Origin of the sequence: Metapseudomonas resinovorans DSM 21078, from assembly GCF_000423545.1 — a bacterium.
Classification (GTDB): Bacteria; Pseudomonadota; Gammaproteobacteria; order Pseudomonadales; family Pseudomonadaceae; genus Metapseudomonas; species Metapseudomonas resinovorans.
Map to the genome: position 1 here is coordinate 93,492 of NZ_KE384031.1, position 12,240 is coordinate 105,731.

The 12,240-nt window shown below is 64.2% G+C and carries 11 protein-coding genes and 1 pseudogene; 6 read left to right on the top strand and 6 right to left on the bottom strand.

Features of this window, described 5'->3' with window-relative positions; genetic code table 11:
• Positions 1-165 precede the first annotated feature (165 nt).
• Both G559_RS29385 and G559_RS0125555 read left to right on the top strand, forming a co-directional pair.
• Positions 166-1,074, top strand: a complete 909-nt coding sequence (locus G559_RS29385; protein ID WP_051246911.1) for a LysR family transcriptional regulator — start codon at positions 166-168, stop codon at positions 1,072-1,074.
• Between the two features lie 118 nt (positions 1,075-1,192).
• Positions 1,193-1,618 carry a VOC family protein gene (locus G559_RS0125555; RefSeq protein WP_028630946.1) on the top strand — a complete coding sequence of 142 codons (426 nt, stop codon included), beginning with the start codon at positions 1,193-1,195 and terminating at the stop codon, positions 1,616-1,618.
• Positions 1,619-1,754: 136 nt separating this feature from the next.
• Here G559_RS0125555 and G559_RS0125560 read toward each other — a convergent pair whose 3' ends face one another.
• The gene (locus G559_RS0125560; protein WP_028630947.1) at positions 1,755-2,672 is read right to left on the bottom strand and encodes a LysR family transcriptional regulator; all 918 of its coding nucleotides are present in this window, start codon (positions 2,670-2,672) and stop codon (positions 1,755-1,757) included.
• Between the two features lie 108 nt (positions 2,673-2,780).
• Between G559_RS0125560 and G559_RS0125565 the strand changes: the two genes are divergently transcribed.
• From G559_RS0125565 to G559_RS0125575, 3 genes are all read left to right on the top strand, one after another.
• Positions 2,781-4,508 (top strand): amidohydrolase, encoded by a 1,728-nt coding sequence (locus tag G559_RS0125565; RefSeq protein WP_028630948.1) that lies wholly within the window; start codon positions 2,781-2,783, stop codon positions 4,506-4,508.
• A gap of 76 nt (positions 4,509-4,584) precedes the next feature.
• On the top strand, positions 4,585-5,661 hold the full coding sequence (locus G559_RS0125570) for a C45 family autoproteolytic acyltransferase/hydolase (protein WP_028630949.1): 1,077 nt from the start codon (positions 4,585-4,587) through the stop codon (positions 5,659-5,661).
• A 70-nt stretch (positions 5,662-5,731) separates the two neighbouring features.
• Positions 5,732-7,063: an MFS transporter gene (locus tag G559_RS0125575; RefSeq protein WP_028630950.1), complete on the top strand. Its 1,332-nt coding sequence runs from the start codon at positions 5,732-5,734 to the stop codon at positions 7,061-7,063.
• A 235-nt stretch (positions 7,064-7,298) separates the two neighbouring features.
• On the opposite strand, the gene G559_RS0125580 is transcribed toward G559_RS0125575, so the two are convergent.
• From G559_RS0125580 to G559_RS0125600, 5 genes are read right to left on the bottom strand one after another with little or no spacing between them, the layout of a single operon-like run.
• Positions 7,299-8,312: a hypothetical protein gene (locus tag G559_RS0125580; RefSeq protein ID WP_028630951.1), complete on the bottom strand. Its 1,014-nt coding sequence runs from the start codon at positions 8,310-8,312 to the stop codon at positions 7,299-7,301.
• Positions 8,313-8,332: 20 nt separating this feature from the next.
• Complete coding sequence (locus G559_RS0125585; RefSeq protein WP_028630952.1) at positions 8,333-9,262, bottom strand: WASHC3/CCDC53 family protein; 930 nt, start codon at positions 9,260-9,262, stop codon at positions 8,333-8,335.
• On the bottom strand, positions 9,262-9,711 hold the full coding sequence (locus tag G559_RS0125590; RefSeq protein WP_028630953.1) for a putative periplasmic lipoprotein: 450 nt from the start codon (positions 9,709-9,711) through the stop codon (positions 9,262-9,264). Before G559_RS0125590 ends, G559_RS0125585 begins: the two co-directional genes overlap by 1 nt.
• Positions 9,712-9,725: 14 nt before the next feature.
• A complete protein-coding gene (locus G559_RS29390) occupies positions 9,726-10,886 on the bottom strand; it encodes a hypothetical protein (protein ID WP_155945763.1) in 1,161 nt (386 codons plus the stop codon).
• A 28-nt stretch (positions 10,887-10,914) separates the two neighbouring features.
• The gene (locus G559_RS0125600; protein ID WP_036997890.1) at positions 10,915-11,565 is read right to left on the bottom strand and encodes a membrane protein; all 651 of its coding nucleotides are present in this window, start codon (positions 11,563-11,565) and stop codon (positions 10,915-10,917) included.
• A 376-nt stretch (positions 11,566-11,941) separates the two neighbouring features.
• Here G559_RS0125600 and G559_RS30555 point away from each other — a divergent pair.
• Positions 11,942-12,127, top strand: a pseudogene (locus G559_RS30555) (IS3 family transposase); the annotation flags it as partial.
• Positions 12,128-12,240 lie beyond the last annotated feature (113 nt).

Sequence of the window (12,240 nt, forward strand, 5' to 3'; positions counted from 1 at the left end):
CCCCTGCCACTCCGCCCGATGGGTTTCGTGCCTCAACCCATCCTACAGACCCGTAGGTTGGCGTAGAGCGCAGCGAAACCCAACGATCCACGTGCCATCGGTCCACCATCGCCGGGGCGACTCCAGTAGCATGGCGGCAGCATTTCCAGGACGGGTAGCGCGAACGTGATCAGAGAACTCAGGACATTCGTGGCAGTGGCCAGGCTTGGTAGTTTCTCCGCTGCCGCCCGCCAGGTCAGCCTGACCCAGGCCGCGGTCAGCGCGCAGATGAAGAGCCTGGAAGATGCACTCGGTATGCCGCTATTCGACCGCACGGCCAAGTCGGTCACCCTCAATGCCAACGGGCTGCGAGTTCTGCCGATGGCGGAAGAGATGCTGGCGCTGTACGCCCGCATGTGCCTGCCGGAAACCCTGGAGGGCTATCGTGGCAGCCTGAACATAGGCGCCATCGGTACGGTGCAGACCGGTGTATTGCCGGAAACCCTCAAGCGCCTCAAAGAGGCCGCGCCGCTGCTGGAAGCCCGGCTGATTCCCGGCGTTTCGCTGGACCTCGTGGGCCAGGTGGAGGCCGGTGACCTGGACCTGGCGCTGATCATCGAGCCGCCCTTCCCGCTCGCCAAGGAAATCCATATGGAGCGAGTGCTGGAGGAGCCCTTCGTACTGATCCACCCGCCGGGAACGCGCTTCGACAGCATCGCCGAAATGCTCGAGTGCCACCCCTTCATCCGTTACGACAGCAAGTCGTTCGGCGGGCGGCTGGTGGGCAAGTTCCTCAAGGACCGCAAGCTGCACGTGGACCAGGTCATGGAGCTGGATGACCTGGACGCCATCGTGCGCATGGTGGAAACCGGCCTGGGCGTGGCCATCATTCCCTTTGCCGGGGTCTGGTTGCGGAGCGCATCCACGGTTCAGGTACGTGCCCTGGGTGAGTGGGCGTTCACGCGGGAGATTGTGCTGGTGTGCCGCTACGGCAACAAGGCACTGCCACAGGTCGACCTGTTCCGCAGGGTACTGCAGCAGTCAGCGCTCGGTTACATGGAGGAGCTGAGCGTCCGCTTCGCCCAGCGAAATTGACGGCGACACCAAGCATAAAGATCCTTTGGGCTGAGCGATGCGCATATTCGCTTTCGCCCCGAAGGGTTAGAATCGAACATTGAAGCCTCCAATTACAGGCAACCGCTCGGAGACTTCGATGAGCCTCTCCCCCTTCCACCTGGCGATTCCCGTTTACGACCTCCCCGCCGCCCGTGCCTTCTACGGCGAAGTGTTCGGCCTGGAGGAAGGCCGTTCCAGCACCCAGTGGGTGGACTTCAACTTCTTCGGTCACCAGTTGGTGATTCACGAACATCCCAAGACCGACTCGCAGAGCCACGCCCACACCAACGCGGTAGACGGCCACGATGTGCCCGTGCCGCATTTCGGCGTGGTGCTGGAATGGTCCCAGTGGGAAGCCCTAGCCGAGCGCCTGGCGTCACTCGGCACCCGGTTCGTGATCGAACCCCACATCCGCTTCAAGGGCCAAGTCGGCGAGCAGGCCACCATGTTCCTCTTCGACCCGTGCGGAAACGCCCTGGAGTTCAAGGCCTTCAAGGACATCGGCCAGCTGTTCGCCAAGTAAGCCCTTTGATCCGCGTCCCACCTTGTGAGCGCACGGGGTGGATCGCGGCAGGGGTTTCCTGCCGGACATTTCAGGGAGGCGGGCCTGCCAGCAGCCACGGCCGACGGTGGCGTCCGACAAACGCGCCCGGTGCCTTTCACGCGCTGGCGCCGTGCTCCTGCCAGTACGTCTTCAGGTACTCGATGAACACCTTCACCTTGCGCGTGTTGCGCCGGTGGGTGAGGTAGAGCACGTAGATCTGCGGGCCGAAGCCACTCGGTTCGCGCCAGCACTCGGGCATCACCTCAACCAGTTCGCCTCGCGCCAGATAAGGTGCCGCGCTCCACTGCGGGATGAACTGCAGGCCCTGGCCGTCCAGCAGGCAGGCGAGCAGGAAGTCGTAGTTGTCGCTCGACACACGCGGCGCGGGCTGGTTCAGGCGGATGCGCTGATCGTCCTTGGTCACCCACCAGAAATGCCGGTTGAGCAAGGGATGCCGGAGGATCAGCCAGTCGTGCTGTAGGTAATTGTCCAGGGTCACCTCCCCGCCCCGACTCGCCAGGTAGGCAGGGCTGGCGCAGAGGGTGATGCGGTTCTCCACCAGCGGCTGGGCGATCACGCCGGGCAGGTCGGTGGGACCATCGCGCAAGGCCAGGTCATAGCCACCGTCCACCAGGTCGACGTAGGTGTCAGAGAGGTCCACCTCCAGGTGCACGTGAGGATGCTCGCGCAGGAAGCGGCAGCAGACGGCATTGAGGAAGGCCGGGGCGAATGACGGCGGCGCGGTGATGCGCAGGCTGCCGCGCAGTTCGTGCTGCAACTGTTCGACCCCCTCGCCAGCGAGCTGCAACTGCATCAGCGCCTGACGAGCGCCTTCCAGGTAGATGTGCCCAGCCTCGGTGAGTGACATCCGACGGGTGGTGCGCTCGAACAGCTTGGCGCCAAGGCCCTCTTCCAGTTGCGCGATGGCCTTGGTCAACGAGGACGGCGTAGTGCCGAGCTGCTCGGCGGCGCGGCTGAAATTACCCTGTTCGGCGGCGGCCACGAACATGCCCAGCGCGGTCAATCGGTCCATTTTTATTTCCACTTCAGAAAAGAAGTTATGCCGAGCCCGGCGTTATTCCAGGCTGGCCGACTGGTTAGTCTTTGCCCACAGACCAACAAGAATCAAGGCCACCCACCCATGAAGCCGATTGTCTCCCTGGCACTCTCCGTCGCCCTCGCCTTTTCTTCCATGGAAACTATGGCAGCCGCCGATCTCATCCTGCACAACGGCAAGGTCTACACCGCCGAACCGGGCCACCCCCTGCAACAGGCAGTCGCCATCGAGAACGGCAAGATCTTGGCCGTCGGCTCCGACGCCGAGGTCCTGAAGCTCAAGCAGGCGGAGACACACGTGCTGGATCTCGGCGGCAAGGTGCTGATGCCGGGCTTCATCGACTCCCACGCCCATGTGATCAAGGGTGGGCTGCAGATGCGCCAGGCCAACCTCAATGGCGAGGAGATTCCGCTGGATGAGCTGGAGCAACGCCTGCGCCAATGGCGTGAAGACGGCAAGGCCAAGCGTGGCGAGTTCCTGGTAGTCGGCGGTCTGCCCTCCAGCTACTGGGACCAGCTCGACGCTTTCGGACAGCGCTTCAACCACGGCGAATGGACCGATACGCCAATCCTCTTCGCCGGCTGGGATTACCACACCGGCTGGGCCAACCAGGCCATGCTGAAGCGCGCGGGTATCGACGCCGCCAAGGTGAAGCGCCTGACGGGCGAAGCGCTGGCCACCATCGGTCACAGCAAAGACGGCCAGCCAAACGGTTTTCTGGTTGACGCAGGCCTTTATGCAGCGCAGGAGCTGATCCCCCTGCCCTCCGACCGCGACCTGCTGGCCGGCGGCCGCGACGCGCTGAAGTACTACAACAGCCTGGGGATTACCGCCTGGATGGACCCGCTGGCCAACGAGATTCCCGGCGGGCCACTAGACAACAGCTCGGTTGGCGTACTGCCCACCTACAAGGCGCTGGCCGAGTCCGGCGAGCTCACCGCCCATGTCGCCGCCCTGCTGATGGCCGACTCCAAGGCCACGCCCAAGGACCTCGACGAACTCGATAAGGTGCGCCAGCAATTCCACGGCGTGCCGAACCTGAGCTTGCCCGGCATCAAGGTCTTCGCCGATGGCGTGGCGGAGCACCCGGCGCAGAGCGCGGCGATGCTGGAGCCCTACAAGAACTCCAACAAGAGCGGTGAGCTGCTGATCGACCCGGCGCATTTCGGCGAGCTGGTGGATGCCGCCGACGCCCGTGGCTGGCTGGTGCATGTGCACGCCATCGGTGACCGCGCCGTGCGCGAGTCCCTCAATGGCATCGAGCAGGCGCGCAAGACCCGCAACAGTGGAATCCCCCACTCCATCACGCACCTGCAGATGGTCAACCCGAAGGAGTTCGCCCGTTTCAAGCCGCTGGATGTGATCGCCTCCATGCAGCTCTACTGGGCCAGCGCCGACGAGCTGAGCGTCGACCTGGTCCAGCCCTATGTCAGCGCCATGGCCTTCCAGTACCAGTACCCGGCCCGCTCGCTGCTGAAGCGCGGCGCCATCATCGCCGGGGCCAGCGACTGGCCGATCACCACGCCCGAGCCGTGGAAGGCCATCTACCAGGCCGTCAGCCGCAAGGGCCCGAAAGGCGTGCTGAACGCCGCCGAGGAAATCGACCGGGAAACGATGTTCCAGGCCTACACCCTGAACGCCGCCCGCGCCATTCGCCTCGACGACCGGATCGGCTCGCTGAAACCGGGCAAACAGGCCGACCTGGTCCTGCTGGACCGCGACGTGTTCCAGGTCGAGCCCGAGGCCCTGCGCGATACCCAGGTGTTGAAAACCTGGTTCGCCGGGCGCGATGTCTTCACCCGCAATCGCTGACCTATTTCTTCCCGCCACAGGGCACCGCTCCGGTGTGCTGCCCCGAAACAATCCAACGTTCAACAGGTAACTTGCAGTGAAAGTCCATACCTTCGTCACCGACACCCAGAACCCACAGATCCGTGGCCGGCAGATCGGTGAACGGTGGGCGGAGCAGATCCGGCAAACGGTATCGCTCTACCTCGATTTCTTCTCCCAGGTGGATGTCGATCCTGCCCAGGTCCGCCAGCTGGGCGAAGCCAGCCTCGGCGCCCTGGAAGCCTGGAGCCCGGCACTGGCCCAGGAAGTGGCGGCCACCGCAGAAGGTGCCGGGCTGCCGGTCTGGCAACTGGCGGCACTGAACGCCCGCACCGAAATCCTCGCGGTGATGCCGACACCGCCCGAAGGCGAATGCTCCACCGCCGTGTTCGCCCCGCGCGGCGCCAAGGCCCCGCGCACCATCCAGACCTGGGACTGGCACGACGCCCTGGTGCCCAATGGCCTGATGCTGCAGCTCACGGGCAGCACCGGCCTTGGTGTCAAGCTGTTCACCGAGTTCGGCATGCTCGGCAAGATCGGCGTGAACAGCGCAGGCCTCGGCCTGCACTTCAACATCCTCCACCACCGCAGCGACAACGACAGCGCCGGCGTGCCGGTGCACGCCATCGCCCGGCGCCTGCTGGAAGAAGCCCGCAGCGTGGACGAAGCCATTGCCCTCGCCCGCTCGGCGCGGGTCAGCGCGTCCACCGTGCTGACGGTGTTCTCGCGCCACGATGCATCGCCCCGCGCAGCGAGCATCGAACTCTCCCGCGAAGCCACCGCCGTGGTACTCCCTCGCGAGGACGGCTGGATCACCCACACCAACCACTTCCTCGCCCCGGAGCTGGTGCCCGGCGAACGCACCCTGGACGTGTCAACCACCTACGCCCGCCTGGACCACGTGAACGGCAATCTGGACGCCATGACCGGCAGAACCCTGGCCTCCCGCGCCAGCGCCATGTGCGGCGACCTGGGCGAGCAGGCGCCGATCTGCTTCCACCCGGACCTGGCCCTGGCGCCCAAGGAGCGCTGGGAAACCCTGCTCACCATCGGCATCGACACCGAGCAGTTCGAGCTGGAATACGCCGCGGGCAACCCAGTGGTACTGGCCCGCTCGGGCAGCGTGCGTTTCTGACCCTGATCGGCGGCCGGCGCCACCGGCCGCCAACAGCTCCCCTCAACAACGACAAGACGAGCAAAGGCACATGGCCAATCAACCCTCCCCGGCAACGGGTTCGCAATCGGTGCTCCGGACGTTCTTCGTCTCGGGCATGGGCACCGCCCTGGAGTTCTACGACTTCGTCATCTACGGCATCGCCGCCGCCCTGGTCTTTCCACAGGTGTTCTTCCCCGACCTGGACCCGCTCACCGCAACGCTGGTGGCGTTCGGCGCCTTCGGTGCCGGCTTCTTCGCCCGCCCCCTGGGCGGCATGGTGTTCGGCCACCTCGGCGACAAGGCCGGCCGCCAGAAAGCCCTGGTGATCACCCTGCTGCTGATGGGCTTTTCCACCCTGGCCATCGGCTGCCTGCCCTCCCACGAGAGCATCGGCGCCGCGGCCCCCGTGCTGCTGGTGCTGCTGCGCCTTGTGCAAGGTTTTGCCGCGGGCGGCGAGTGGGGCGGCGCAGCGTTGTTCGGCATCGAGTCGGCACCCCGCGGCAAGCGCGGCCTGTGGGGCAGCTTCACCAGCATGGGCATCGGCATCGGCGGCATCCTGGGTTCTGCGGTGTTCGCCATCGTCAGCACCGCATACGATGACAACCTGGCCGACTTCGCCTGGCGCATCCCCTTCTGGCTCGGCGGTATCCTGGTACTGATCGGCCTCTACGCACGCCTGTCCAACCCCGCCAGCAAGCCGCTGCAACGCAACGAAAGCCCCCGCCTGCCCCTGGTCGCCGCCCTGCGCTCGCGCCCCCGGGAAATGTTGCTGTGCACCGGCATCGCCTTCGGCTACGTGACCATCGCCTACATAGGCAGCACCTTCTTCCTCGCCTACGCCACGCAACTGGGCTACGGCAGCACCGAAGCCTTGCTGTTCGACGTTTGCCTGTCGGTGGCCATCGTCATCAGCGCACCGCTATTCGCCAGCCTCTCCGACCGAATCGGCCGCCGCACCGTGATGATCCTCGGCGCCGCCCTGATGGCCGCCGGCTTCTTCGCCTTCTTCGCCCTGGTGGGTCGCCACAGCCTGCCCATCGCCTGCATGGCGTACATCGTGATCGGTGCACTGATGGGCGCAACCCAGGGCCCGATCCCGGCCTTCCTCGCCGAACAATTCCCCCGCGACATGCGCTACTCCGGCATGTCCGCCGCCTACCAGATCGGCGCAGCCTTCGGCGGCGGTACCGCCTCCAGCCTGGCCACCGCCATCCTGATCACCACCGGCAGCCCCTTTGGTGTGGCGGCGTACGGCGCAGCGGCGTTGGCCCTGGTGGCGCTGTGTTCGTTCCTGCTACGGGAGACGGCGCATCTGAGCATGGAAGCGATTGATGCGGAGGCAGGGACTGGAGTGGGTGCGGGAATGGTGCAGTCGGCATGAGCGGCCAGTAGGAACCGCCCTTTCACTCACACGCCAAGGTAACTCCTGTTCAAATGAAGAACGGGCCCAGCAGGGCCCGTTTTCTTTTGGGTGTTGTACTCGCCGATATGAACGCGCCGACCAACCACCGCTTCATCCTCGCAGAATGCAGCCCAGCCGGTTTTAGCGAATGCAGTTCTGTCCATGAACGTTGAAGGCCGCGTGAGTGAAGCGGGCGGCTATTCGCTGGACTTACTCACTGACCCTTCGACCACATCGCGGCAGTAGCCGCTTCCGCAGCCTGGTCCCGCTCCAGAAGCTGGATTTCTCCCTGAACCTCCGGGTAGATGGGGTAGACGGCGGTCAGCACGTCTTTGTACTGGGGATGCCCGGCGTGACGAAAGTGGAGGTCACGGGCGAGATCTGCGGCGGAGTTGAACGAGAGGTCCGAGTTTGCCTTGATGAAGTCCCACCCACCCACCGCCTGTAACGCCAACTCCCGGGCTGCCAAGGTGGCTCCAGCCCCAACCAGGGCAGCGCCTCCGTTCTGGCTCGCCGCCGCAAGGTTGCCCACGGCACTGCCGGTACTCATACCGGCGGATACGGTCAACCCTTTCTCGACCCAGGGCGCCACAGTATCGTCTTCGGTAAAAGGACTCATGTATTTCCCGCCGCTGCCCAGGATGGGTTGCGGCAGGCGGAGGATGTCCTGCGCAGGGGCTGCGCCGGATACCAGGCTCAGGGAGTATGCCCCTCCCGCCTGGGGCATCGCGCCATTCTTCGGCATCGAATGCACAAGAATGAAGTAGGTCTTGTCGTCATCCGGCGGCAGGGTGATCACGACTTCCGAGTTGGGGCCATTAATGTCGAAGCTCCGGCCATATGACTGGTCCAATGCGATCGGCTTTTCTACCATCGCCTTGGTCACGTGATGCAGGGAGAGCGAGGTGTCCGATACTTCCGAACGAACCGTAACGGTCACCTGCGAGCCCGGTTCCGCCTGGAAGCTGTAAATCTCCGATGCGATGGAAAGCTGGCCCTGCAGCGTTTGCCCCGGCTGGATCTGCTTTATCCGTGCGGCCATGGAACTCTCCATCATCGCGCGCACATCGGGGGGTGTCTCCGCCTCGATGCGGGCCAACTCGGCCATGATCTCTTCGGTGCTCGGGCGGTGAACGCAGCCCGTGAGCATTGCGCAACCCAGAATGGCGGTGGTGAGGAGCTTCACGATCGCGTCTCTACCTTGTTCGTTGTAAGTGTTCGCGTCCATGGCCTAACCGGCCGGCCGCGTCAGGATCTGTTGCCTATCTGCTGCGACAGGGAGCGCATGAGCTTCAGCGTCAGCGCCCGCGAGATGCCTTCCACGGTCATCTCCGGGCTTTCCTCTTGCCGCTCGTAACCCTTGTTGGTGGCGACGAAGCGAGATTTACGCGCGCCTTCGACGTCCGAGCCATTGACCAGGGCCGTGCCGAGAATGCGTCCGGTCCGGATGTCCTTCGCAGTGGCGCGGAAGTCGTAGCCAGGCTCAGAGCCGGAGCGGGTCACGCTGGTTTCCACCAGGATGTCGGCGTACCGGTCGAGGGCCGATATCTCGTTCAGGCTGGTGGAGTCGGCCGAGAGGTTCTGCCGCGCCATCTGCCGCAGGATGACCGAGCGATCCACGACCTTGACGTTCGCCTCCAGGAACAGGCGGGTGATGGCATCCTCGAAACGCCATTTCCAGGCCTCACTGGGGTCTTCACGCTTACCGCTGGCGCCGTGGTGCAGCTCGTCAGTGCTCTCCACCTGCAGGGTAGCCGTCCCATGCGCCGCGAACTGACCTGCGTCCTGGCTGTAGCCGGCTGCTGACTGGGTGGATTGCAGGGTGACCTGTTGCCGCTGGACAGGAATCCACTCGCGTATCTCGTCGCTGAGTTCGCGATTGAAGTAGATCGCAAGCCGTGGCGAGCGCGCCTGCCGGTAGGCAGCGTCGAACTCGGCCAGGGTGGCGCCAGAGGCTTCTTCCGTTGGCGGGGCAGCTTTGGTGATGTAGGGCTGCTCGTCGGGCAAGGCCGCTGCGCCTGGCTGGCTGCTCGGCGGGGGCACTCGTCCGGCCGGAGTTGCCTGCTCCAGGCGACTCTCCAGGACGGACGAGTCGAAGGGCTGTTCCTCGGCATGGGCCAATGGCCCGCCCGCGAGCAGGGCCGTCAGCACCGCCAGGGGGAAATGGCCCTTACCCATCAGCGCCCCTCCCGTACTTCGATGTAGTAGTGGGCAATGCCCTGGGCGCGGGTCGAGAATTCCCGGTAGGCACCGACCGACTGCGGGTCGAGGTAGACCCGCTGCCATTGCGTCGGGCCCTCGACGGGCACCGGTAGGTCGTCGAAGAACTGCGTCCTGGCCTCGATCTGCAGCGGATGGTCAGTACGATTGCGAATCACCGCGAAGACTTCGAGGGTGCCGGTGGCAGTGCGCCGGGCGCCACTGTTCTCGATGGCGAGCTTGCCGGAACGGCGGTCCTGCAGGGCCTTGTCGAGAATGACTACGGTGTCGAGGTTGATCCCGGCGTTGGGCGCGCGCTCGTCGGCCACGCGAACGCCAGGCCTGGCGCCCTCGTTAGGGTCGACGGCACTGCAGCCACTCAGCGCCAGGGCGGCGCCGACCAACAGGCAAGTCAGTTTGGAGTTCATTGGCTGATGCTTCCTTATCGGCTGTCCACGTCCGTCGCCCGGCGAGCGCGCACCCAGAGGATGCCCCGCCCCTTGTCGTCGACCTGAATGCGGCGGGTCTGGGTGAGCTCGGGAATCACAGTCCCCGAGGCATCTAGGAATTCGAAGGTGAGTTCGCCGGGGGTCGTCGGCATGGGCAAGGTATAGAGATGCACCTGGTCCGGCAGGTTGTTCCAGAAGCGGTTATCGGCGCGTCCCTTCATGTTGGTGGAGACCAGGGCTGCCACGCTGGCCACCAGCGCAACGCCGACGGCTGCGCTGCCCGCGCTGCCGCTCTGGGCGGAAAGTTGGGGCGCGATCTGGGCGACGGCGCCGGCGGTGTTGGCAGCGACCCGTTCGCTGCCCTGCTTGAACTGGACCTTGCCTTCGAGGATGCCGTCGATGGGCCTGCCGCCACGGGTCGACGCCTGCCAGAAGATGTCCTCGGCTGGGCTCATGCGCACGACCTGCCCGTTGATCCGGATCTGAGCCCCTTGCTCGGTGAAGCGCTTTCCACGGCGATACACCAGCAGGTTGCCGCCCACGCCATCCTGCAGCTTGCGTGGCGCCTTTCCGGTCTCGGCGATGATGAGCAGCCTATGGTCGGCCCCGGGACGTGGAATTTCTGGCCTTAGCGACGCCAGTTCGGCATAGCGCTCCTCGGCCAGCGAAGTGGCGCCGAGCACCTGCGAAGACCAGGCCTCGAGAAACAGCAACAGTGCGAAGTCGGCACGATTCTGCGCCTCCTCAGCGAACGCGTCCTGCAACAGGCCGCTCTTGAAACTGGCTCTGGCGTTCTCGTAATCCCCGGCCTGCATGTCGAGCAGGCCGCGGTAATAGAACGCCATGGCGCGCTCATAAGGCTCGCCCTTGTAGTCCTTGCTCCCCTCGTTGCGCCACAGGCCACGGGCGGCGGCGGCTTGCGGCGAGTCCGCATAGACGGCGGTGACGCCCGTGAGGGCTTCATCGAATAGTCGACCTGCGTCGTCATCACGTCCGAGGTCGAGCGCCAGCGTTGCCGCCTGCAGCTGGTTCAGGACCTGGTTGGCGGGAGCGTCGGTTTCGACCTTTTCCAAGGCCGCGGTGAGCGCTGGTGGCGCCGGAGCGGCAATGACCGCCGACGCCAGGAGCAGCAGCGGAGCTAGCAGTACGCGCATGGCACCCATCCTCTGGCGGGACTTTTCCTTAGCGGTAAATCACATCGTCTTGCGCGGTTTTCTTGAACTCGTAGATGCCGCCCCAGACGACGGTGCCATATTCGAGATCGATCATTTCGAAAGTGATCTGCTGATAGCGCGAGGTGGTGCTGGTAGCGGTATCGACCGCGTCCAGGGAAGTGATCCGCCCCACCAGACGGAAGTCCGCGCCCGCCGTACCCTGGGTTTTGCGGATGGTGCCGCCATCGGTCACACCGGCGCGCTTGAGTTCGCGCTCGTTCTCGACCATTGCTGCGTACTGGCGGCCGACGAAGACCATGCGACCTTGAGCGGCACGCTGCAGTTCGATGCGCAGACGATCGGTGATGGAGTTCTTGTTGATGCGCGAAGAACTTTCGTTGGTGAAGTACTCGGAGTCGATGATGATGCGTGGCGGCGGGTTGCGGCCGGCCAGGACCGGAGTGGCCAGCATGTCCCGCATCATCTTGTCCGTCACGCCGACGATATCCTGCGACTCGATGCCAACGCCTTGGACGACGGTACTGCTGCTTCGGACATCTTCGTAGACCGTTTTCCGGCCCGAGGTGTTGTTCACTCCCGTGCTGGCGCAGCCGGCCAGCATAGTACCGGCAGCGGCTACCAGAACAAGCCGCGAAACATGGCTACGTACGACGTTCATCCCTGGTTGTTTTCTTACCATCTGTGGCGGGCTCTGACGTGATGATATGTGGGAGTTTCTGATGTATCGAATTCTGAGGGCGAAGATTAGCCTTGATGTCAATGCAATGGCAATGTGCTACAGAATCGAAAACAAACCGGGGCTACGTTGCTCGTTCTTCACCGCGAACCCATGAATTGCCGTGATGGCAAAAGCGAAGACTGGCAGGTCAGGAAGCGCCGCATTCGGAATAACGAGGCGCATGCACAGGTCGAGACTGATCGGCTCGAGCAACTGACGTCTTGATCCGTTACCGGAACATCAATCCGTACTAACAGTGACCTGGTCTCTAACGGCCTCAGTTCCTTCGCATCCGGCTCCAGATTGAGAGAAGTGCTTGCTCCGCAGCCTGAAGTCGGAGTGGACGCCAGCGACTGGTTACCTGACTGGTCGGGAGGCCCAGCGGGACATCAGTCATTACCTGATGCACCGCTACAACCGGATCAGGCCGCATCAATTCAACAACGGGTTGTCACCTGCAGTGGCCGAAGAAAAACTTAACCCACTGTCCCGGATGGATTGACCACTACCGATTTTAACGCAGCACCACGCGCGAAGCCCGCAGCCACTTTTCGCACCGAGCCTAATAAGACTTGCGAAATCTGATATCCAACGGAGCGGCGTGTCCGCCGTGCT

What these genes read in the sequence shown, in the direction of transcription:
- G559_RS0125580 (WP_028630951.1), bottom strand. Translation starts at nt 8,312, where the DNA reads ATGGACGCGAACACTTACAACGAACAAGGTAGAGACGCGATCGTGAAG.
- G559_RS0125560 (WP_028630947.1), bottom strand. Translation starts at nt 2,672, where the DNA reads ATGGACCGATTGACCGCGCTGGGCATGTTCGTGGCCGCCGCCGAACAG.
- G559_RS0125600 (WP_036997890.1), bottom strand. Translation starts at nt 11,565, where the DNA reads ATGAACGTCGTACGTAGCCATGTTTCGCGGCTTGTTCTGGTAGCCGCT.
- G559_RS0125555 (WP_028630946.1), top strand. Translation starts at nt 1,193, where the DNA reads ATGAGCCTCTCCCCCTTCCACCTGGCGATTCCCGTTTACGACCTCCCC.
- G559_RS0125590 (WP_028630953.1), bottom strand. Translation starts at nt 9,711, where the DNA reads ATGAACTCCAAACTGACTTGCCTGTTGGTCGGCGCCGCCCTGGCGCTG.
- G559_RS0125585 (WP_028630952.1), bottom strand. Translation starts at nt 9,262, where the DNA reads ATGGGTAAGGGCCATTTCCCCCTGGCGGTGCTGACGGCCCTGCTCGCG.
- G559_RS0125565 (WP_028630948.1), top strand. Translation starts at nt 2,781, where the DNA reads ATGAAGCCGATTGTCTCCCTGGCACTCTCCGTCGCCCTCGCCTTTTCT.
- G559_RS0125575 (WP_028630950.1), top strand. Translation starts at nt 5,732, where the DNA reads ATGGCCAATCAACCCTCCCCGGCAACGGGTTCGCAATCGGTGCTCCGG.
- G559_RS29390 (WP_155945763.1), bottom strand. Translation starts at nt 10,886, where the DNA reads ATGCGCGTACTGCTAGCTCCGCTGCTGCTCCTGGCGTCGGCGGTCATT.